The sequence below is a fragment of the Microterricola viridarii genome, from assembly GCF_001542775.1.
In the GTDB taxonomy this organism is placed as follows: domain Bacteria; phylum Actinomycetota; class Actinomycetes; order Actinomycetales; family Microbacteriaceae; genus Microterricola; species Microterricola viridarii_A.
This window is the reverse complement of record NZ_CP014145.1, coordinates 2,916,944-2,936,638: the sequence shown is the minus strand read 5'-3', so window position 1 is coordinate 2,936,638 and position 19,695 is coordinate 2,916,944. Positions and strand designations below refer to the sequence as shown.

The 19,695-nt window shown below is 69.6% G+C and carries 20 protein-coding genes; 17 read left to right on the top strand and 3 right to left on the bottom strand.

The features are described from left to right. Positions 1-5: 5 nt before the first annotated feature. Genes AWU67_RS13415 through AWU67_RS13395 form a run of 5 tightly spaced genes read left to right on the top strand, consistent with a single transcriptional unit; the run spans position 6 to position 4,894 of the window. The gene (locus tag AWU67_RS13415; protein WP_067232794.1) at positions 6-1,634 is read left to right on the top strand and encodes a SulP family inorganic anion transporter; all 1,629 of its coding nucleotides are present in this window, start codon (positions 6-8) and stop codon (positions 1,632-1,634) included. Positions 1,635-1,653: 19 nt separating this feature from the next. Next, positions 1,654-2,469, top strand: coding sequence for a mechanosensitive ion channel family protein (locus tag AWU67_RS13410; RefSeq protein WP_160329762.1), 816 nt, complete (start codon positions 1,654-1,656; stop codon positions 2,467-2,469). Beyond that, positions 2,469-3,782, top strand: coding sequence for an ion channel protein (locus tag AWU67_RS13405; protein WP_067230027.1), 1,314 nt, complete (start codon positions 2,469-2,471; stop codon positions 3,780-3,782). Before AWU67_RS13410 ends, AWU67_RS13405 begins: the two co-directional genes overlap by 1 nt. Before the next feature lie 28 nt (positions 3,783-3,810). Continuing rightward, entirely contained in the window at positions 3,811-4,482 is a 672-nt protein-coding gene (locus AWU67_RS13400; RefSeq protein ID WP_067230024.1) for a GAP family protein, read from the top strand. Positions 4,483-4,522: 40 nt separating this feature from the next. Beyond that, the gene (locus tag AWU67_RS13395; protein WP_234407261.1) at positions 4,523-4,894 is read left to right on the top strand and encodes a heavy-metal-associated domain-containing protein; all 372 of its coding nucleotides are present in this window, start codon (positions 4,523-4,525) and stop codon (positions 4,892-4,894) included. Positions 4,895-5,087: 193 nt separating this feature from the next. Here AWU67_RS13395 and aspS read toward each other — a convergent pair whose 3' ends face one another. Beyond that, the gene (aspS, locus tag AWU67_RS13390; protein ID WP_067230020.1) at positions 5,088-6,467 is read right to left on the bottom strand and encodes an aspartate--tRNA(Asn) ligase; all 1,380 of its coding nucleotides are present in this window, start codon (positions 6,465-6,467) and stop codon (positions 5,088-5,090) included. A 149-nt stretch (positions 6,468-6,616) separates the two neighbouring features. After that, on the bottom strand, positions 6,617-7,375 hold the full coding sequence (locus AWU67_RS13385; RefSeq protein ID WP_067230017.1) for a hypothetical protein: 759 nt from the start codon (positions 7,373-7,375) through the stop codon (positions 6,617-6,619). A gap of 176 nt (positions 7,376-7,551) precedes the next feature. Here AWU67_RS13385 and AWU67_RS13380 point away from each other — a divergent pair, with 176 nt between their 5' ends. From AWU67_RS13380 to ccsB, 11 genes are all read left to right on the top strand, one after another. Continuing rightward, complete coding sequence (locus tag AWU67_RS13380; protein ID WP_067230013.1) at positions 7,552-8,274, top strand: HAD family hydrolase; 723 nt, start codon at positions 7,552-7,554, stop codon at positions 8,272-8,274. 23 nt (positions 8,275-8,297) lie between these two features. Next, complete coding sequence (gene phnD / locus AWU67_RS13375; RefSeq protein WP_067230010.1) at positions 8,298-9,269, top strand: phosphate/phosphite/phosphonate ABC transporter substrate-binding protein; 972 nt, start codon at positions 8,298-8,300, stop codon at positions 9,267-9,269. Further along, on the top strand, positions 9,269-10,093 hold the full coding sequence (gene phnC, locus AWU67_RS13370) for a phosphonate ABC transporter ATP-binding protein (RefSeq protein WP_082716995.1): 825 nt from the start codon (positions 9,269-9,271) through the stop codon (positions 10,091-10,093). The genes phnD and phnC overlap by 1 nt, the downstream gene beginning before the upstream one ends. Continuing rightward, entirely contained in the window at positions 10,090-10,974 is an 885-nt protein-coding gene (gene phnE / locus AWU67_RS13365) for a phosphonate ABC transporter, permease protein PhnE (protein ID WP_082716994.1), read from the top strand. Before phnC ends, phnE (AWU67_RS13365) begins: the two co-directional genes overlap by 4 nt. Beyond that, positions 10,971-11,819 carry a phosphonate ABC transporter, permease protein PhnE gene (gene phnE / locus AWU67_RS13360; RefSeq protein WP_067230004.1) on the top strand — a complete coding sequence of 283 codons (849 nt, stop codon included), beginning with the start codon at positions 10,971-10,973 and terminating at the stop codon, positions 11,817-11,819. The genes phnE (AWU67_RS13365) and phnE (AWU67_RS13360) overlap by 4 nt, the downstream gene beginning before the upstream one ends. After that, positions 11,809-12,681 carry a MurR/RpiR family transcriptional regulator gene (locus AWU67_RS13355; RefSeq protein ID WP_234407260.1) on the top strand — a complete coding sequence of 291 codons (873 nt, stop codon included), beginning with the start codon at positions 11,809-11,811 and terminating at the stop codon, positions 12,679-12,681. The genes phnE (AWU67_RS13360) and AWU67_RS13355 overlap by 11 nt, the downstream gene beginning before the upstream one ends. Before the next feature lie 63 nt (positions 12,682-12,744). Next, positions 12,745-13,398 carry a histidine phosphatase family protein gene (locus AWU67_RS13350; RefSeq protein WP_067230001.1) on the top strand — a complete coding sequence of 218 codons (654 nt, stop codon included), beginning with the start codon at positions 12,745-12,747 and terminating at the stop codon, positions 13,396-13,398. Continuing rightward, positions 13,398-14,006, top strand: a complete 609-nt coding sequence (locus AWU67_RS13345; protein WP_067229997.1) for a TlpA family protein disulfide reductase — start codon at positions 13,398-13,400, stop codon at positions 14,004-14,006. The genes AWU67_RS13350 and AWU67_RS13345 overlap by 1 nt, the downstream gene beginning before the upstream one ends. A 19-nt stretch (positions 14,007-14,025) precedes the next feature. After that, positions 14,026-14,757, top strand: coding sequence for a cytochrome c biogenesis CcdA family protein (locus AWU67_RS13340; RefSeq protein ID WP_082717195.1), 732 nt, complete (start codon positions 14,026-14,028; stop codon positions 14,755-14,757). Beyond that, on the top strand, positions 14,741-16,498 hold the full coding sequence (resB, locus tag AWU67_RS13335) for a cytochrome c biogenesis protein ResB (RefSeq protein ID WP_082716993.1): 1,758 nt from the start codon (positions 14,741-14,743) through the stop codon (positions 16,496-16,498). Before AWU67_RS13340 ends, resB begins: the two co-directional genes overlap by 17 nt. 46 nt (positions 16,499-16,544) lie before the next feature. Continuing rightward, positions 16,545-17,540, top strand: a complete 996-nt coding sequence (ccsB, locus tag AWU67_RS13330) for a c-type cytochrome biogenesis protein CcsB (protein WP_067232780.1) — start codon at positions 16,545-16,547, stop codon at positions 17,538-17,540. 102 nt (positions 17,541-17,642) lie between these two features. Here ccsB and AWU67_RS13325 read toward each other — a convergent pair whose 3' ends face one another. Further along, the gene (locus AWU67_RS13325) at positions 17,643-18,647 is read right to left on the bottom strand and encodes an o-succinylbenzoate synthase (RefSeq protein ID WP_067229990.1); all 1,005 of its coding nucleotides are present in this window, start codon (positions 18,645-18,647) and stop codon (positions 17,643-17,645) included. A 36-nt stretch (positions 18,648-18,683) separates the two neighbouring features. Here AWU67_RS13325 and AWU67_RS13320 point away from each other — a divergent pair, with 36 nt between their 5' ends. After that, positions 18,684-19,595, top strand: a complete 912-nt coding sequence (locus tag AWU67_RS13320) for a 1,4-dihydroxy-2-naphthoyl-CoA synthase (protein ID WP_067229987.1) — start codon at positions 18,684-18,686, stop codon at positions 19,593-19,595. Positions 19,596-19,695: the final 100 nt, after the last annotated feature.

The window sequence follows — 19,695 nt, the reverse complement described above, 5'->3', positions numbered from 1 at the left end:
AGGCGGTGACGCCGGCGCCGGCCTCGCGGCCTGCGCCGCGCTCGCGCGACTGGCTAGCGCCGACGCTGCGCGGCTACCGCAGGCGCTGGATCGGGCCGGACGTGCTCGCCGGCCTCGCGGCGGGCGCGGTCGTCATCCCGCAGGGCATGGCCTACGCCACCATCGCCAGCCTGCCCGTGCAGATCGGGCTGTACAGCTGCATGGTGCCGATGCTCGTCTACGCGCTGCTCGGCGGCTCGCGCGCAATGAGCGTGTCGACCACCTCGACGATCGCCACCCTCACGGCGACGACGCTGGTCAGCGCCGGGGTCGCCGTCGGTTCTGCGGATGCCGTGCGCGACCTGACGACACTCACGCTGCTGGTCGGAGCCATCCTGCTCCTGGCCCGACTGCTGCGGTTGGGCGCGCTCGTCGAGAACATCAACAAGTCGACGATCCTCGGCATCCAGATCGGCGTGGGCGCCACGGTGGCCGTCGGACAGCTGCCGACGCTGCTCGGGGTCGACAGCAATTTCACCGGGCACGGCTTCTTCCACTCGATCAACGCGGTGATCGCGGCGCTGCCGTCGATGAACGCCCCGACGCTCGTGCTCTCGGTGTGCTCGATCGCCGTGCTGCTCGTGCTCAAACGCTTCGCTCCGCGTGTTCCGGCGCCCCTCATCGTCGTGGTGGGCGGGATCGTGCTCGTCGCCTTTGCGGGGCTGCAGGATGCGGGGGTCGCGGTCATCGCCCCGGTGCCGCAGGGGCTCCCGCTGCCGAGCCTGCCTGCACTCGGCGACGTCGTCGACCTGATCCCCGGCGCTCTGGCGATCGCCGTGATGGCGTTCCTTGAATCGGCGGCCGTGGCCCGTGGCATCCGCGCGGCCGGGGAGAGGCAGATCGACAGCAATCAGGAGCTGCTCGCCACCTCGGCCGCGAACCTCGCCGGGTCGTTCTTCTCCACCCTGCCGGCGGCCGGGGGCTTCTCTCAGAGCGCTGTGAACCTCTCGGCGGGCGCCCGCTCACAGCTGTCGAGCCTGGTTACCGTGGCCTTCGCGGTGCTCGTCGCCCTGTTCCTCGGCCCGGTGCTCAGCCTGATGCCACAGGCGACGCTCGCATCCATGGTGTTCGTCGCCGTGATCGGGCTCATCGACGTGCCGGCCCTGGTGCGGCTGGCCCGCGTCAACCGGCCCGACTTCTGGACGGCACTGGCCACCGCCGGCGTCGGGCTCACCGCCGGGCTACTCGCAGCCGTCGCCGTCGGGGTCGCCCTGACGCTGCTGCTGATCCTCAGCGAGCTGAGCAAGACCAGGGTCACCGTGGGGGAGCGGCGGGGCCCGGTGCTCGCGGTGGTCGTGGGCGGGCCGCTGTACACCGCGAACGTGCTCGAGACCGAGCAGGCGGTGCTCGCCGCGGTCGCCGAGGCCGACGGGGTCGGTGCGGTCGTGCTCGACCTCGGCCGGATGGCCACAACCTCGGTCACCGTGCTCGACGCGCTCGCCGACCTCGACCGCGAGCTGGCGGCGCAGGGGGTGCAGCTGCGCATCGCGGCCGTCCCGGACGCCGCACTCCTGATCGCCCGGCGCACGAGCTGGTTCAGCGGGCTCGAATCCGAGGCGCGGGTGTTCGCCAGCGTCGAGTCCGGGATGGGGTAACAGGATGGACAGCGGTGCGGTGGGTGATTTCTTCGGCTCCAGCGACATCAGCGGATGGGACCTGCTGATCGCGACGCTGGTGGTCGTCGCGGGCTGGGTCGTGTCGATCTTCGTCAAGCGCGGGGTGACGGCGCTGCTCACCCGGACTCCGGGCATCTCGCCGGGCGCCACCCTGCTCATCGCGCGGATCGCGAAGTACGTGGTGATCCTTTTGGGCATCGGAATCGGACTGAGCTTCCTCGGCGCCTCGGTGCAGCCGCTGCTCGCCATCGCGATCATCGTCGGGGTCGTCATCGCGCTCGCGCTGCGCGGCGTCGCCGACAACTTCGCGGCCGGCGTCGTGCTGCAGTCGCGGCATCCGATCAAGCCGGGCGACGAGATCGCCACCGACGACTACGTCGGCACAGTGCTCGAGCTCAACGGCCGCACGGTGATCCTGCGCACCGCTGACGGGCGCACCGTGCACGTGCCGAACGGGCGGCTGCTGCAGGACCCGGTCGTCAACCACTCGCAGGCGGGTGCGCGCCGCAGCGAGGTGGAGGTGCGCGTTGCCGCCGGGGTGCTGCCGCCGGAACGGCTGGGCGAGGTGCTCTCCGCCGCGGCATCCGCGGTCGACGGGGTGCAGACGACCGAACCGGCGCGGACCCTCATCGTCTCCGTCGAGCCACGGCGGGTCACCGCCAGGGTGCAGTACTGGCACCATCCGATGCGCGGCGTCACCGTCACCTCTGCCGTCGTGACGGCGCTCGCCGCCGCGTGCGCAGAGCGCCGGCTGCCGGCCAGCGTCACGTCGGCACTGCCGGAACCGCCGCTCACGCCGGCAGGGGAGCTCTGATGACCGCGTCGACCGATACACACGGCGAGCAGCCAGCGGGTGCGCCGTCCCCGCGGACGGCGCTCCTGCTCTCGATCCCAGCGATCCTGATCGGCCTCGTGACGGCCGTCGTGCTGATCGCCCTGACCGTGCTCGCCGACTGGCTGCAGACGCTCGTCTGGCAGGGGTTGCCCGGCCTTCTCGGCGTCGGCGACACCACCGGCTGGTGGACGATGGGCGTGCTCACGCTGACCGGGCTCATCGTCGGGCTGATCGTCTGGCTCGCGCCCGGCCACGCCGGGCCGGACCCGGCGACGACGGGCCTCGTGGCGCCGCCGCTCGCGATCGGCGTGCTTCCCGCGCTCGCCGCCGTGCTGGTGATCGGCGAGGCCGGCGGTGTGAGCCTCGGCCCGGAGAATCCGGTCATCGCGATCAACACCGCGCTGACCGTGGCCATCACGGCCAAGCTCTGGCCCCGGGTGCCCCTCCAACTCGTGGTGCTGATGAGCGCCGCCGGCACGATCGGCGCACTGTTCGGGACGCCGGTCGGGGCGGCCCTGGTCCTCACCGGGATCGTGGGGATGACGAGCGGCGGCGGCGCACTCTGGGACAAACTCTTCCTGCCGCTGGTCTCGGCCGGGACCGGATCGCTGGTGATGGCGATCGCCGGTCGGCCCAACCTGTCCGTCGACGTGCCGGCGCTGGGCGCCCCCGAGCTGATCGACCTGGTGAGCGGCGTTGCCGTCGCGGCCGTCGCCGTGCTCCTCGGCCTCCTCGGCGTCTACCTCTTCCCGCTGCTGCACCGCCTCTTCCACCTCCTGCGCAACCCCGTGCTGCCGTTGACGATCGCGGGGGCGCTGCTCGGCGTCCTCGGCGTCCTCGGCGGCCCGGACACACTGTTCAAGGGCCTGACGCAGATGAAGGACCTCACGGCGAATGCCGCCGAGCTCAGCGTCGGACAGCTTGTGGCCGTGACACTGATCAAGCTGGCCGCCCTCCTCATCGCCGCAACGGCCGGGTTCCGGGGCGGGCGCGTCTTTCCTGCCGCGTTCATCGGGGTTGCGGTCGGCCTGGTCGCCCATGCGGTGTTCGCCGGGATCCCGGCCAGCCTGGCGATCGCGTCCGGCGTGCTCGGCATGGTCCTGGTGGTCACCAGGGACGGCTGGCTCTCGCTGTTCATGGCGGTGACCGTGGTGGCCGACATCACGGTGCTGCCGCTGCTCTGCATCATCGTGCTGCCGATCTGGCTGATGGTCACCCGGCAACCGCCGATGCTGATCGGCAGCAGCACCCCGACGGCGGCGCCCGCCGGCCCGTCGACCCCACCCCACTGATGCGCGTTCCGCGCCACGAAGGAGCACCATGGGTCCAGTAATCGGCAGCATCCTCCCGCTCGCCCTCGGCATTGCGATCAGCCCGATCCCGATCATCGCGGCGATCCTCATGCTGCTCTCGCCCCGGGCGCGCAGCACCAGCGTCGGGTTCCTGGTCGGCTGGGTGCTCGGCATCATCGTCGCCGTCGGCGTGTTCACCCTGCTCTCCAGCGTGCTGCCGGAGAAGGATCCGGATGCCTCCCAGCCGATCGCCGGGTGGATCAAGATCGCGATCGGCGCGCTGTTGCTGCTGCTGGCCCTCAAACAGTGGCGCGGCCGGCCGAAGGAGGGCGAGGAGGCAGCCCTGCCCGGGTGGATGTCGGCCATTGACTCGATGACCGCGGTGCGCGCTGCAGGGCTCGGCTTTCTGCTCTCGGCGGTGAACCCGAAGAACCTGTTGATGGCCGCCGGCGCCGGCGTCATCGTCGGCAGCGCCGGCCTCGATGGCGGCGCGATCGTGCTCAGCCTGGTGATCTTCGTCGTGATCGCCGCGGCATCCGTCGCCGTGCCGGTGATTGCCTACCTCGTCGCGGCCCCCGCGATGGAGGCGCCGCTCGAGCGGCTGCGCGTCTGGCTGCAGCGGAACAACTCCACGGTGATGGCCGTGCTGCTGTCGGTGATCGGCGTCGTCATGGTCGGCAAGGGGATCGCGAGCTTCTGAGCGGTTGCACAGACATACCCCCTGGGGGTATGTTCGTAGCATGATGAACGTTGCGCCCTCCGCCCTGAACCCGTCCACGCCGAAGCTCGTCGATCTGGGCCTGACGAGCGCGTCGGAAGGTGGGAGCTGCTGCGGCGGGGGCGGCTGTGGAAACTCGGCCACCGACGGGGCGGATGCCGCGACAGCCGGTGCCCCTGCGGGCGTCAGCACCGAGCTGCAGGTGGCGGGCATGACCTGCGGCCACTGCGTCACGAGCGTGACCGCCGAGCTCAGCGCGTTGGAGGGCGTCACCGGTGTCAACGTGGCTCTTGTCGCGGGCGGCGTCTCGACCGTCACCGTGCAGAGCGCGGCCCCGCTAGATCCGCAGGCCGTGGCTGCAGCGATCGACGAGGCCGGGTACGAGCTCGCCTAGTCAGCCCTTTTCCTGCGAGCCGGCGAGGTTTCGACAAGCTCAACCGGCGGGAGGGGCTCACCCAACGGGGGAGCGGCTCAACCAGCGGGAGGGGTCCAACCGGCGGCAGGGCGCTCGATGAGCGGGGCCCGGATGCGCGAATGGCCGGTGTTCACGCGGAACACCGGCCATTCGCATGGCTGGGTGGTGAGGCCTACGGCTCCAGGCGGGTCGGGCCGCGGAACAGGTAGGTGACCTCGCGGATCGACGCCTGGTGCAGCATGAGCATCAGCACGCGGGCCAGGCCCATGCCGAATCCGCCGTGCGGCGGCACGCCGTAGCGGAAGAAGTCGAGGTAGGTCTCGAGCTCCTCCGGGTCCATGCCCTTCTCCTCGGCCTGCGCGACGAGCACGTCGATGCGGTGCTCGCGCTGGGCTCCGGTGGAGATCTCGGTGCCGTTGAACAGCAGGTCGTAGCTGTTGGTCAGGCCGGCGTCGCCCTCGTGGCGCATGTGGTAGAACGGGCGGATGCTGGACGCGTAGTCGGTGATGAACACGAACTCGTGGCCGAACTTCTCTGCCACGTAGGCCGAGATCTGGCGCTCGCCCTCCGGGTCCATGTCGTCGTCGGCGCGGGGGATCTCGTAGCCGCGGTCGGCCACGATCTGCTTCGCCTCGGCCAGCGGGATGCGCGGGAACGGACGCGACGGCACGGTGACCTCGACGTCGAACAGCTCCTTGATGGCCTCGCCGTGCTTGGCCTTGACGGCCGTGAAGCCGGCGACGAGGAGCTCCTCGTGCAGGTTCATCACGTCTTCGTGCGAGTCGATCCAGCTGATCTCGGTGTCGACGCTGGTGAACTCGGTCGCGTGGCGGCTGGTGAAGGAGTGGTCGGCGCGGAAGGCCGGCCCGACCTCGAAGATCTTGCCGAAGCCGGCGGACTGCGCCATCTGCTTGTAGAACTGCGGGCTCTGCGCCAGGTAGGCCTTGCCCTCGAAGTACTCGACCTCGAACAACTCGGCGCGCGACTCGCTCGCCGACGCCATCAGCTTCGGGGTCTGGATCTCGATGAAGTCGTTGTCGACCCAGTACTCGCGCATGGCGTGCAGGAAGGTGGTCTGGATCTTGAAGATGAGGTTCTGCTTGGGGTGGCGCAGGTCGAGGAAACGCCAGTCCATGCGCTTGTCGAGGCCCGAGTCGGTGGCGATCGGCGTCTCGGCGATGGCCTCGGTCACGACGGTGAGGCTCTCCATCTTGACCTCGAGGCCGCCGAGCTTGACGCGCTCGTCCTTCTTCAGCTCACCGGTGACGGTGATGAAGGAGCCGTTGGCGAGGGCAGAGATGGCCTCCGTGGTGGCCAGGCGCGCCTCGGCGGCAGCCAGCTCGTCACCTTCGAGGGCGAGCGTGCCTGCCTCGGCATCCGTCACGGGCAGCGCGCGCAGTGCCGGATTAACCAGCTGGGCGGCACCCGATTCGTCGCGCAGCACGATGAACTGCACCTTCTTCTGGTCACGCACGGTATCGACCCAGCCCGACACCGTAACGGGGCCGTCGGCCAGAGCGGAAAGGTCCTTGATCAATACACGAGAAGTCACGACGTCAATCCTACCTTCGGCCGTCTGTGCCCCGAACTGCCGGAAGGCACAGGAAATGGGGGCGACACGAATGGATGCAGCGGCGATATCGTCAGGCACGAGAAAAATCGGCGTGGTTCTCGCATCTGCAACCGTGCCTGCTCGGTCGCTCACTGCGTGCCGGGGGCGCGGTCTCCGGCGGCGTGGTCGGGCAGATCGAGGCTCCCGGCGCGAATCGGGGGAGCTGAGCCGAGCGCGTTGTAGCGCAGGCGCGGCGCTTCTGCGTCGAGCGCGGCAAGCACGCCGCCCGGGTCTGCCGCGATCGGGAACAGGGTGATCAGGCGGATTCCGTCTGGCGTCTCGAGCGCGTAGGCCAGCGCCGTCGCTGCGGCGCCCGGAACGCGCCGCAGCACGGTGAGCGCGGCCAGCCCGGGGGAGATGGCATCGCGCCGGGCCAGCGTGAAGCCGCCGCCGCCGGGCGCGCCGTCGACGGGGCTGGCGTCAAACAGCGGGCGTGCGGCAGCTGTCACGCGGCTGAGCATGGTCGGCCCGCCAGCCGCGCCCGCCCGTGGGTGGAACGCATCGGAGTCCAGCCCGAGCGCCTCGGCCAGCATGCCATCGAGCCACCGGTCGCTCTTCAGCCCGTAGGGCGTCAGCACGTCCGAGAACAGGTAGCCGTAGACGTGCAGGAGCCCGGCGTTGCCCTCCGGGTAGCCATCGGCCTGGCCCGAAATCTCGGCCAGCGCGGCCACCGCGTCGCGGCCGACCACGGCGGCGCCGACGTTCTCGTCGACGACGGTGGAGCGCCCCCAGGCAGCGAAGAGCCCGGCAGTGGCGTCGCGCTCGAGCTGGCGCGCCAGCCAGCTCGGCACAGGAAGGTGCACGGGGATGCCGGTGGTGCCGGCGGGGCCGTTGGGGGGAGTGCTCACGCCGCCATGTTAGGTGCTGGTGCCGCTTGGCGCGGAGCACGCGTGGCCGGCCCCGGTCTGCGTGGGCGAGGGCCCGGGCGAGGTTCACCCAGTGTTTACCAAATCGTGGCCCTTTGGTCGATGTGCGCTCAGTAGTGTGGACGCATCGTCCATACCGACCATGAGAAAAGAACGCCGTGACCCAAACCCCCGTGATCGTCTTCGACTTCGATGGGACCGTTGCCCTCGGCCACGGACCCGTGCGGGCCTTCGCCCGCGAGGTCGCCCGCAGGCTCCCGCTCGATGCCGCCGAGCGCATGCTGGCCGAGTTCGACGGCGCGCTCGCCGCCGATGAGGCCGGAGCCCGCGAGTCCACTGCGGACGCGCCGCTGGACGGCTACGACCTGGTGCAGCGCACCGCCGCGGCCGCTGGTGCCGACGAGTCAGTGCTCGCCGAGGCCTACACCGCCAGCCGCTGGCTGCTCGGCACCGCCGAGGCCCCGGTCGCGGCACCCCGCGGCCTGGCCGAGTTCCTCGCCGCCGCGGCATCCGCCCACCGGGTGCTCGTCACCAACGCCCCGGCGATCCGGGTGCGGGAGACGCTCGAGGCGATCGGGCTCGGCGACTCCTTCGACCGCATCATCACCTCTGCCGGCAAGCCGGATGGCTTCGCCCGAATCCTGGACGAGCTCGCGCCTGAGGGCACCGCCATGCTCAGCATCGGCGACATCTGGCACAACGACCTGGCCCCCGCCCGCGAGCGCGGCCACCGCACGGCGCTCGTCGGGCGGCACACGCCGCCGGCCGCCGCCCCCGACTTCCGGGCGGAGCTCCTCGAGGAGCTCTTCCCGGCCCTGACGTCCTGGCTCGACTCGGCACTCGCCGGCGAGCAGGCGAGCACACCCGCACCCGCTGTCTGACCACCCAACAACCCAGGAGAAGTATGCGCACCTCGACCCTTCGCTTCGCGGCCGTAGCCGCCGTCGCGACCTTCGCCCTCGCCGGATGCTCCAGCGCCGCCTCTGAGGTCGGCGCGGCCGCCCCCGCCGCCGACCCGACGTCGCTGACGCTCGCGCTGGTGCCGTCACAGGACCAGTCCGGCCTCGTCGACACCGCCGCCCCACTCACCGACTTCCTGAGCGAGGAACTCGGAATCCCCGTGACCGGCGTCGTCTCCAAGGACTACCAGGCGGCCGTCGAGGCCATGGGCGCCGGCCAGGCCCAGATCGGCTTCCTGCCGTCGCTGCAGCTCTGGCAGGCCAGCGACATGTACGGCGCGGAGGTCGTGCTGCAGACCGAGCGCAACGGCAACATCAGCTACCCCGCCCAGTTCATGACGAACAACCCGGACAAGTACTGCGAGGACACCCCAGTGGAGCGCGACGGCAAGTTGTTCTGCAACGGCGCCGACGCCCTCGTCGGCCCGGCCGGCCTGGACTCGATCGGTGCCATCAAGGGTGCCAAGGTCGCGCTGCTCGGCCCCGGCTCGCCCGCCGGCTACATCTACCCGATGCTGGCGATGCAGGAGGCCGGCATCAACACCGACAAAGACCTCGACCTGCTCCCGGTCACGGCCAACGATGCCTCGGTGCTCGCCGTCTACAACGGTGACGCCGAGGTCGGCTTCAGCTTCTGGGACGCCCGCGACATCGTGAAGAAGGATGTCCCGGATGTCGGCCAGAAGGTCGTCGTCTTCGCGCTCAGCGAGGAGATCCCGAACGACGGCGTCGCCATCACCCAGGACCTCTCGCCCGAGCTGCGCACCAAGATCGCCACCTCGCTGGCCGCGTTCTCGGCCACCCCGGAGGGCTCGAAGATCCTCACCGACATCTACTCGATCACCAAGCTGGCCCCGGCTGACCCCACGTCGCTCGACGTCGTCGCCCGCGCGGCTCAGGCGCTCGGACTCCAGTAATGAGTGTCAACACAGTGAGCACGGATGCCGGGGCGCCTGCCCCGGCATCCGTGCCGTGGTCCATCAGCATGCGCGACGTCACGGTGCGCTACCCGAACGGCGTCGTGGGGCTGAAAGGCATCACCCTCGACATCGCCGCCGGCGAGATGGTCGCCATCGTCGGCCTTTCCGGCTCGGGTAAGAGCAGCCTGATCCGCACGATCAACGGCCTCGTTCCCGTCACCAGCGGGCAGCTCACCGTCGGCTCGCACGAGGTGGACGGCGCCAACAAGCGCGAGCTGCGGCGCATGCGCGGCAACATCGGCATGGTATTCCAGAGCTTCAACCTGGCTCGCCGGGCCAGCGTGCTCGACAACGTGCTCGTCGGACGCCTCGCCCACACCAGCACGCTGCGCACGCTGCTCGGGCTGTACCCGGAGGCCGACAAGCAGATCGCCTACGAGGCACTCGAACGGGTCGGCATCCTGCAGAAGCTCTACGAGCGCGCATCGAACCTCTCCGGCGGGCAGCAGCAGCGCGTGGCGATCGCCCGCGCGCTGGCGCAGCAGCCGCGGATCGTGCTCGCCGACGAGCCCGTCGCCAGCCTCGACCCGCCCACCGCCCACGGCGTGATGGGCGATCTGCGCCGCATCAACCAGGACCTCGGCATCACCGTGCTGGTCAACCTGCACCTGCTCGACCTGGCCCGCGGCTACGGCACCCGGCTGATCGGCATGCGCGCGGGCGAGGTCGTCTACGACGGCAGCGCCGCGGATGCCACCGACGCCGACTTCGAGAACATCTACGGCCGTTCGCTCTCCAACGAGGATCGGCTCGGTTCGTGACCCAGCTCAGCCCCTCCCCGCTCAGCCCCTCCCAGCTCAGCCCCTCCCCGCTCAGCCCCGCCCCGGGCGCCGCGGGGGATGACGCGGCCCCCCGTCTCGTGCTCCCGCCGCGGCCGGGCGGCCGCTGGAAGCCGTGGGCGGTCCTCGGCGTCGTGCTGGCCATCACGGCCGTGACCATGTCGCCGGGGATTGGCATCGACTTCTCGTTCGACGCGATCATCCGCAACTGGCGCAACGGCGCAGACAAGATCGCGCAGCTGCTCAGCCCGGACTGGTCCTTCTTCCCGCGCACCGTCGAGCCGGTGCTCGAAACGCTGCGCATGGCCGTCATCGCCACCGCCGTCGGGGCGTTGATCTCGCTGCCGATCAGTTTCTGGTCGGCCAGGCTCACCAACCCCAACCCGGTTCTGCGGGGCATCGTGCGCACCCTGCTCAACATCATCCGCTCGGTGCCGGAACTGCTCTACGCGGCCGTGCTGGTGGCCATGGTGGGCGTCGGTGCGCTGCCCGGCATCCTGGCCCTCGTGCTGTTCAACGTCGGCATCATCGTCAAGCTGGTCTCCGAGTCGATCGAGACGCAGGACCCTGGCCCCAGCGAGGCCGGTCGGGCGGCCGGTGCCAGCCAGACCCAGATCAACCGCGCGATCGCGCTGCCCGACGCCTGGCCGGCGTTCGCCAACCAGACCTTGTACGTGCTCGAACTCAATGTGCGCGCGTCGACCGTGCTCGGCCTCGTCGGTGCCGGCGGACTCGGCCTACTTATTGACGCCGTGCGCACCTTCTACCGCTACGACCAGCTCTCCCTCATCATCCTCGAGATCCTTGTCGTGGTCTTGGTGCTGGACTGGGTGAGCGGCGCACTCAGAAAGAGGCTCGTGTGACTGCCGTGATCGCTCCGTCCCGCGCCCCGCAGCCCACGCGGGCGCGGCCGAAACTGCCCAGCAAGCCGCGCCGCCCGCTGCCGGCCATTGCCGCCGCGCTGATCACCGTGCTGGTGGTCGCCAGTGTGTGGTCGGTCGACATCACCTGGTCGCGCCTGGCCGATCTGCCCAGCGAGATCGTGCGCTACCTCTGGCTGATGTTCTCCGACCCCAACTGGGACAAGCTCGGCGACGCACTCTGGCAGACCTGGCGCAGCGTGCAGATGGCCTGGGTCGGAACCGTGCTCGGCGTGCTGATCTCGCTGCCGCTCAGCTTCCTGGCCTCCCGCGGCTACTCGCCGCTGCCCGTGCGCGGCGCCATGCGCCTGCTGTTCTCGGTGATCCGCGCGGTTCCCGAGATCATCATCGCCATCGTCATCCTCTCGGTCACCGGGCTCACCCCGCTGACCGGCGCGCTCGCGCTCGCCATCGGCGGCATCGGGACGCTCGGCAAATGGGGCTACGAGGCCATCGAGGGTGTGGAGGGCGGCGCCATCGAGGCGGCCCGTGCCACCGGTGGCAACGCCATGCAGGTGCTGCGCTGGGGAGTCTGGCCGCAGGCTGCCCCCGAGTTCTACTCGTTCTGGCTGTACCGCTTCGAGATCAACGTGCGTGCCAGCGCCGTGCTCGGCCTCATCGGGGTCGGTGGAATCGGCGACATGCTCACCTCCTATACCCAGTACCGTGAGTGGTCAACGGTGGGCATGCTGCTCATCGTGGTTGTCGTCGTCACCGTGGGTATTGACCTGCTGAGCGGCCGCATCCGTCGCCGCATTATGGAGGGGGCCCGCGTTCGTGAACAGTAACGCCCAGGTTGTGCCGAGCGTGCGCATCGCGACGGCCATCAACACGATGCAGCCGAGCGAGCGGCGCGTGATCGACCTCATCGTCGCCGACCCCGCGCTCGTCGTCGAGAGCACCGCGCAGGAGCTCGCCGAACGGGCCGCCGTTGCCCGCTCGACCGTGATCCGCGCCTGCCAGAGCCTCGGCTACCGTGGCTACCCGCAGCTGCGGGTGGCGCTCGCAGCCGAACTGGCGCAGCAGGTGGAGCCGGCGCAGGATTACGGCACCAGCGCGCTTGGCCGCATCCGCTCTGGCATCGACACTCTGGCCGCCTCGCTGCCACAGATCGCCAGCGTGCTCGTCGAGAGCGAGGTCGACGAGGCGGTCCGTTGCGTCGTCGAGGCGCGACGCGTGCTCGTGCTGGCCAGCGGCCTCTCGGCGCCGCTCGCCAGCGACCTGGCCATGCGCCTGACGGCGACCGGCCGCCCGGCGGATGTCGTGGCCGACGCGATCGGGCAGCAGATCGCCGCCCGGCAGCTGGTGGCGGGCGACGCCTGTCTGATCGTCAGCGGAAGCGGCTCCAACGAGTCGAGCCTCAAGGTGGCCAGGGCTGCCGCGCAGGGCGGCGCCGTGGTGATCGCGCTCACCTCGTTTGCGCGCTCGCCGCTCACCGAGCTCTCTGACATCAGCTTGGTGATCGCGCCAGCTGCGACGTCGTTCCGGCGCGAGCTGGAGCACAGCTCGCGGGTGGCGCACGCCATCTTCATCGAGGCATTCGTCGACGCGGTCGGCTCGGCGCTCGGCGCAGAGTCCGCGCGGGTGCGCGGGCAGGTTCTCGAGATCCTGAGTGACAACCTCGCCGAGGCAGACGCGAGCCGCGAATAGCCCGGAGGGGAGCACAGCAAGGCGGGGCAGATTCACAGCATCCCCTTACGTAGAATTGGGCCCGTGGTAGCCAGACAGATTCACCTCGTCCGTCACGGAGAGGTGCACAATCCCGACCGGGTGTTGTACGGGCGTCTTCCGGGCTACCGACTCTCAGAGCTCGGCCAGCAGATGGCTGCTGCTGCCGCCGCCGACCTGGCCGGCCGCGACATCCGCTACTCCGCGCTCTACGCCTCTCCGCTGCAGCGCACGCAGGAATCGGCCGCGCCCGTCGCTGCCGCCCTGAACCTGCCCGTGCAGCTCGAGCCGCGCATCATCGAGCCGTCCAACCACTTCGAGGGCAAGAACATGCGCGAAGCGCTGAAGCAGCCCTCCAACTGGCCGGCGCTCATCAACCCGATGCGCCCGAGCTGGGGCGAGCCGTACCGCTCGATCGCCGCCCGCATGATCGCAGCCATGAACGACGCCTGGGAGACCGCGGCGCCGCTGGCGGACGGCACCGATGGCGACATCGTGATGGTCAGCCACCAGCTGCCCATCTGGACCACGCACAACGCGCTCGCCGGCAACCGGCTCTGGCATGACCCGCGGCAACGTCGCTGCGCGCTCTCCAGCATCACCAGCTTCAGCCGCTTCGGCGGAACGTTCGTCGAGACCGGTTACACCGAGCCGGCCGCATCGATCTCGGCGCACGCCGTGGACCTGGGAGCCGTGTAATGGCTGTTTTCACCCGCAAGCGACTGCTGAGTGCCGTGGCGGTCGCCGTGGCATCCGTCGCCCTGCTGGCCGGATGCTCCAACGACCCGTTGGCCGAGCAGTACCGCGAGGGCAGCAACAAGAACTACATCTCCGGCACGGGCGTCGTGAAGGAGATCGCGCTGGAGAACCGCGGCGAGGCGATCGCCTTCGAGGCGAAGGACTTCGCCGGTGAGACGGTCAGCTCAGAGGACTTCCGCGGCGAGGTGCTCGTCGTGAACTTCTGGTACGCCAGCTGCGCCCCCTGCCGGGCGGAGGCGCCCACCCTGGAGGCCGTGAACAAGCAGTTCGCCGGCCAGGGAGCCAGCCTGCTCGGCGTGAACGTGCGCGACCAGGTCGACACGGCGCGCGCCTTCGAGGAGACCTACGGCGTGACGTACTCGTCCGTCGCCGACATCAACGACGGCAGCATGCAGCAGGCGTTCGGCAACGAGGTGCCGCCGAACGCGGTGCCGACGACGCTCGTGCTCGACCAGGAGGGGCGCGTCGCCGCCCGGATCCTCGGCCAGATCAAGGACGAGTCGATCCTGCGCACGCTCGTGCGCGACACCATCGCCGAGGCGGAGTAACACCGTGGGCGAGATCGTCATGAGCGGGCAGTTGCTGCTCGCGATCCCGATCGCCGTTCTGGCCGGCCTGGTCTCCTTCCTCTCTCCGTGTGTGCTGCCCCTTGTACCCGGGTACCTCGGCTACATCGGCGGGCTCACCGAGATCCCGGATGACGAGGCAGCGGCCCGTGCTGTGCGCCGCCGCCTGATGCTCGGCGTCGGGCTGTTCGTGCTGGGCTTCACCGTGGTCTTCGTGGCATACGGTGCACTCTTCGGTGCTCTGGGCGTGTGGCTGAAGGCCCACGAGACCGTGATCATCCAGGTGCTCGGCGTGTTCGTGATCCTCATGGGCCTCGTCTTCGTCGGCCAGTTCACGTTCATGCAGCGCACATTCAAGCCCTCCTGGAAGCCGGCGACGGGTCTGGCCGGCGCCCCGTTGCTCGGCCTCATTTTCGGCCTCGGCTGGACGCCCTGCATCGGCCCGACGCTCGCCGTGGTGTTGAGCCTGAGCCTGGACTCGGACTCTGCCGGCCGCGGGGCCGTCCTCGGCCTCGCCTACTGCATCGGCCTCGGCGTGCCCTTCCTCCTCGTGACGCTCGGCCTCAGCTGGGTGACCGGATCGATGGCGTTCTTCAAGCGCCACATTCGCGCCGTCAACATCATCGGCGGCTCGCTGCTGATCCTGATCGGTGTACTCATGGTCTCGGGTCTCTGGACCCTGTGGATCTACCAGCTCCAAGGGGGGATCCTCAGTTTTGTCCCGGCCATCTGATTACGTTGACGCTGGCGCGCCGAACCGCGCGCCGCAGGGTGAGATCAACCAGCCCCAGCTCGGTTTCGTCGGCTGGCTGCGCTGGTTCTGGCGCCAGCTCACCAGCATGCGCACCGCGCTGTTCCTGTTGCTGCTGCTCGCCATCGCCGCCGTTCCCGGCAGCCTCGTGCCGCAGCGCTCGAGCGACCCGAACGGCGTCACCCAGTACTTCACGAACAACCCCGACCTGGCGCCCGTCCTCGACAAGGTTCAGGCCTTCGATGTCTACAGCTCTGTCTGGTTCTCCAGCATCTACCTGCTGCTCTTCATCTCGCTGATCGGTTGTGTGATCCCGCGCACCAAGCACCACCTGCAGGCGTTGCGGGCGAAGCCGCCGAAGACGCCGGCGCGGCTGGCCCGGTTGGCCGGTTTCACCACGCGCACCGTTCCGGCAGAGCGGGCAGACGCGGCATCAGCCATCGACTCCGCACGCTCCCAGTTGAAGTCGGCCGGCTACCGCACCGCCCTCTTCAATGGCACGGTCGGCGGCAAGCGCGAGTTCTCGGTCTCGGCCGAGCGCGGCTACCTGCGCGAGACTGGCAACCTGGTGTTCCACTCCGCGCTCGTCGGGGTGCTCGTCACCGTCGGCTTCGGCAGCGGCTTCGGCTTCGCCGGGCAGCGCGTCGTCGTGGAGGGGCAGACCTTCGTCAACACGCTGCTGGCCTTCGACTCGTTCAACCCGGGCCGTTTCTTCAACCCGGACTCGCTCGACCCGTACAAGATGACGCTGGACAACTTCCAGGTCGTCTATGAGACCGAGAACCAGGACGCCTTCGGCGCTCCGACCGACTTCCTCGCCAACGTCACGATCGAGCACCCCGGCCAGAAGCCAACCCAGGAGCAGGTCAAGGTCAACGAGCCGCTGCGCACCGGCGGCACCGACGTCTACCTGCTCGGCAACGGCTACGCGCCGACGATCACGGTGAAGAACCCGGCCGGCGATGTGGTCTTCACCGACTCGATCCCGTTCCTGCCGCAGGACGCGCAGCTGACCTCGCTCGGTGTCGTGAAGGTGCCGGACGGCCTGGCCGAGCAGATCGGAATGATCGGCTTCTTCTACCCGACGCAGGCCGCCAGCGAGCCGCCGTTCTTCTCCAGCTTCCCCGACCTCGAGTTCCCGATGCTGACGCTCGATGTCTACTCCGGCGACCTCGGCATCGACGATGGCACGCCGACATCCGTCTACACCCTGGACATCGACTCCATGAAGCAGCTCACTCGTGGCGACACGGGTGTGAAGTCGATCCAGTTGATGCCGGGTCAGAGTGCCGAACTGCCGGGGGGCCTCGGCAGCGTGAGCTTCGACAACGTCGACCCGAACGCGCCGGCGGCCGGCGAGGAAGTCACCGACTACTCGCACAGCGTGCACCGCTTCGCCTCGTTCGACATCCACCACGACCCGACCCAGTTCTGGGTCGCGCTCTTCGCCGTGCTCGTGCTGCTGGGCCTGGCCACCTCGCTGTTCGTCCCGCGCCGCCGCATCTGGGTGAAGGCGATCGAGGAGACCGACGGCTCGCTGCGCATCGAGTATGCCGGCCTCGCCCGCGGTGAGGACCCTGGCCTCGATGAGGCGGTCGCCTCGATCGCCGAGAAACACTTCGACGGGCTCGGGGGAGCCGGCTCGAACCCCGTGGATCCTTCCACACCGTCCGCTCCATCCGCCCCCACCGCTCGCGCTGGCGAGCCAAGCGATCTAGGGTAAACCCGTGGCATTCGACGAAATCTCCATCATCGCGCTCTACTCGGCCATGGCCGTGTATGCGTTGGCATTCATCGGCTTCTCGATAGACCTCGCAAAGCGCTCGGCGGTGGTGGGCGCTGTGCAGGATGCCGCGGCCGCCGAAGCCGCACGCGAGGCGTCAGCCGGAGCCAGCACAGCGGCATCTGCTGTGGGTGCGCAGGCCGGTTCAGCGACCGTGCTGACCGCCCCCGCCCCCGCCACGGCTGCGGCCAAGCGCGTCGGCCTCGGCAGCGTCGATTACGGCCGCTCTCCTGCGCTGCGCGTCGGCATGGCGCTCACCGTCATCGGCTGGGTGCTGCACCTCACCGCCACCGTGCTGCGCGGCGTCGCCGCGGAGCGTGTGCCGTGGGCCAACATGTACGAGTTCGCGATGACCGGCACCCTGGTCATGGTCACGGTGTTCCTGATCGTCAACATCAAGTTCGACCTGCGCTTCCTCGGCACCTTTGTCACCGGCATGGTCGTGCTGCTGCTCGGCCTGGCCACCGTGAACTTCTACGTCAGCGTCGTGCCGCTTCCGCCGTCGCTGCAGTCGGCCTGGCTCGTCATCCACGTCTTCGTGGCAACGTCCAGCATGGGCTTCATGGCACTCGGTTTCGGCCTGTCTGTTGTGCAGCTGATGCAGACCCGCCGTATGGCCCAGCCCTTCGAGCGCCGCTCGCGCGGCCTGCGCTTCCTCGACACGCTGGCCCCGGCCGACAAGCTGGAGAGCCTCGCCTACCGGGTGAACATCGTCGGCTTCATCCTCTGGACGTTCACGCTGATGGCCGGCTCCGTCTGGGCTGAGGCAGCTTGGGGCCGGTACTGGGGTTGGGACACCAAGGAAGTCTGGACCTTCATCATCTGGGTCATCTACGCCGGCTACATCCACGCTCGCGCGACGCGCGGATGGCGCGGTTCCCGCTCGGCGTGGCTCTCGATCATCGGCTTCTCGGCGATCCTGTTCAACTACACGATCGTCAATCTCTTCTTCAAGGGGCTGCACGCCTACTCCGGCCTGTAAGCCGCCAGCTGCTCTCACGCCACTTCCGCATACTCCGCGCCAGCTCAGCTGGCGCAGACCATGCGGAAGTGGCGTGTTTGCGTGGGCGGGGCGGCGGGCGGGCTACAGCGCGAGCTCGCGCTCCAGCACCGTGTAGGCGCGGGCGACGCGCGCCATCCACCAGTCGCGGCGGGCCGGGGGCGCGGCGTACCGGCCGAGCAGCGCCGCGTCGGGCTGCACCCGCCGCACGGCGATCGAGCCGGCATCCGCAATCAGGGGTTCGAGCGTCACATCGGCGGCCAGCAGGGAGGCCGTGCCCAGGCCGCAGTCGAATTCCAGCTCGGGAATGCTCGCCGCGAGGTGGGCGCCCATGCTCAGGCCGATCGAGGTGTCGAGGGCGCTGGAGACCACGACGGGCAGCCCCGCCTGCTGCACGATGGCCAGCGCGCGGTGGATGCCGCCGAGCGGCTGCGCCTTGATCACGAGCAGATCCGCGGCGCCGGCCGCCGCGACGGCGAGGGGGTCGCTGGCCCGGCGCACGCTCTCATCTGCAGCGATCGGGATGCCCATGTAGGCGGTGCGACGGCGGATCTCGGCGAGTTCCTCCACGCTGGCGCAGGGCTGCTCGGCGTACTCGAGGTCGAACTCGGCCAACGCGTGCAGGGCGTGCTCTGCCTCGTCGACGGTCCAGCCGGCGTTGGCATCGATGCGCACGCGCCCCTCCGGGCCGAGTGCCTCGCGTGTCGCCCGCACCCTGGCCACGTCGTCGGCGAGCGTCTGGTCGCCGGCGGCCACCTTGACCTTGGCGGTGCGGCATCCGGGGAAGCGGGCCAGCACCTCGGCCACCTGGCCGGCTGGGACGCCGGGAATCGTGGCGTTAACGGGGATGCGCTCGCGCAGCGGCGCCGGGGCCGCCCGCCAGCCGAAGTCGATCGCCGCGCGCAGCCAGTTCGCGGCCTCAGCGTCGTCGTACTCGACGAACGGCGAGAATTCGGTCCAGCCCTCCGGCCCCTCGAACAGTGCGGCCTCGCGCACCGTGATGCCACGGAAGCGGGTGACCATTGGCAGGGTGACGACCCGGGCGTGGGTCAGAATCTCGGCGAGCTCCGGCAGCGGCGACTGGGTCATGTGCCCAGTCTGTCACCGCGGTCATAGGCTGGGAGCATGACTGCCCAGGTTTCCGAGATCTTCGACGCGAGCCAGTGGAACGAGGTGCCCGGATTCGAGGCGCTGAGTGACATCACCTACCACCAGAGCCTCGATGGCCGGGTGGCGCGTGTCGCCTTCAACCGCCCCGAGGTGCGCAACGCCTTCCGACCGCGCAGCGTCGACGAACTGTACGCGGCGCTGGAAGATGCACGCGTCAACCCGCGCATCGGCGTGGTGCTGCTGACCGGCAACGGCCCGAGCCCGAAGGACGGCGGCTGGGCGTTCTGCTCCGGCGGCGACCAGCGCATCCGCGGCCGAGATGGTTACAAGTACGCAGAGGGCGAGACGGCATCCGGCATCGACGCAGCCCGCTCCGGCCGGCTGCACATCCTCGAGGTGCAGCGCCTGATCCGGTTCATGCCCAAAGTCGTCATCGCCGTGGTTCCCGGTTGGGCGGCCGGCGGCGGGCACTCGCTGCACGTTGTCTGCGACCTCACCATCGCCAGCGCGGAGCACGGCAAGTTCAAGCAGACGGATGCCGACGTCGGCAGCTTCGACGCCGGCTACGGCAGCGCCTACTTCGCCAGGCAGATCGGCCAGAAGAACGCCCGTGAGGTCTTCTTCCTGGCCCGCGAGTACTCGGCGCAGCGAGCCTACGAGATGGGCGCCGTCAACGCCGTCGTGCCGCACGCCGAGCTGGAGGTCGTGGCGCTGGAGTGGGCTCAGGAGATCCTCACCAAGTCGCCGACCGCGATCCGGATGCTGAAGTTCGCGTTCAACGCCGTCGACGACGGCCTGGTCGGCCAGCAGGTGTTCGCCGGTGAGGCGACCCGGCTGGCCTACGGTACTGACGAGGCCGTCGAAGGCCGCGACTCCTTCCTGGAGAAGCGCGAGCCGGACTGGTCGCCCTACCCCTGGCAGTTCTAGGCCCCGCAATGACGAGGCCACTGCGGGTGATGGACGGCGCGGCGCCGGGCGCCGTTCTGCCTGCGCTTCGCGCCGCGCTCTCTGGCGACGGGCCCGCCGT

Bases quoted from the DNA above. Each gene is read 5' to 3' on its own strand.
- AWU67_RS13405 (WP_067230027.1), top strand. From the start codon at position 2,469: ATGACCGCGTCGACCGATACACACGGCGAGCAGCCAGCGGGTGCGCCG.
- AWU67_RS13400 (WP_067230024.1), top strand. From the start codon at position 3,811: ATGGGTCCAGTAATCGGCAGCATCCTCCCGCTCGCCCTCGGCATTGCG.
- AWU67_RS13395 (WP_234407261.1), top strand. From the start codon at position 4,523: ATGATGAACGTTGCGCCCTCCGCCCTGAACCCGTCCACGCCGAAGCTC.
- phnD (WP_067230010.1), top strand. From the start codon at position 8,298: ATGCGCACCTCGACCCTTCGCTTCGCGGCCGTAGCCGCCGTCGCGACC.
- phnC (WP_082716995.1), top strand. From the start codon at position 9,269: ATGAGTGTCAACACAGTGAGCACGGATGCCGGGGCGCCTGCCCCGGCA.
- AWU67_RS13345 (WP_067229997.1), top strand. From the start codon at position 13,398: ATGGCTGTTTTCACCCGCAAGCGACTGCTGAGTGCCGTGGCGGTCGCC.
- AWU67_RS13340 (WP_082717195.1), top strand. From the start codon at position 14,026: ATGAGCGGGCAGTTGCTGCTCGCGATCCCGATCGCCGTTCTGGCCGGC.
- ccsB (WP_067232780.1), top strand. From the start codon at position 16,545: ATGGCCGTGTATGCGTTGGCATTCATCGGCTTCTCGATAGACCTCGCA.
- AWU67_RS13325 (WP_067229990.1), bottom strand. From the start codon at position 18,647: ATGACCCAGTCGCCGCTGCCGGAGCTCGCCGAGATTCTGACCCACGCC.
- AWU67_RS13320 (WP_067229987.1), top strand. From the start codon at position 18,684: ATGACTGCCCAGGTTTCCGAGATCTTCGACGCGAGCCAGTGGAACGAG.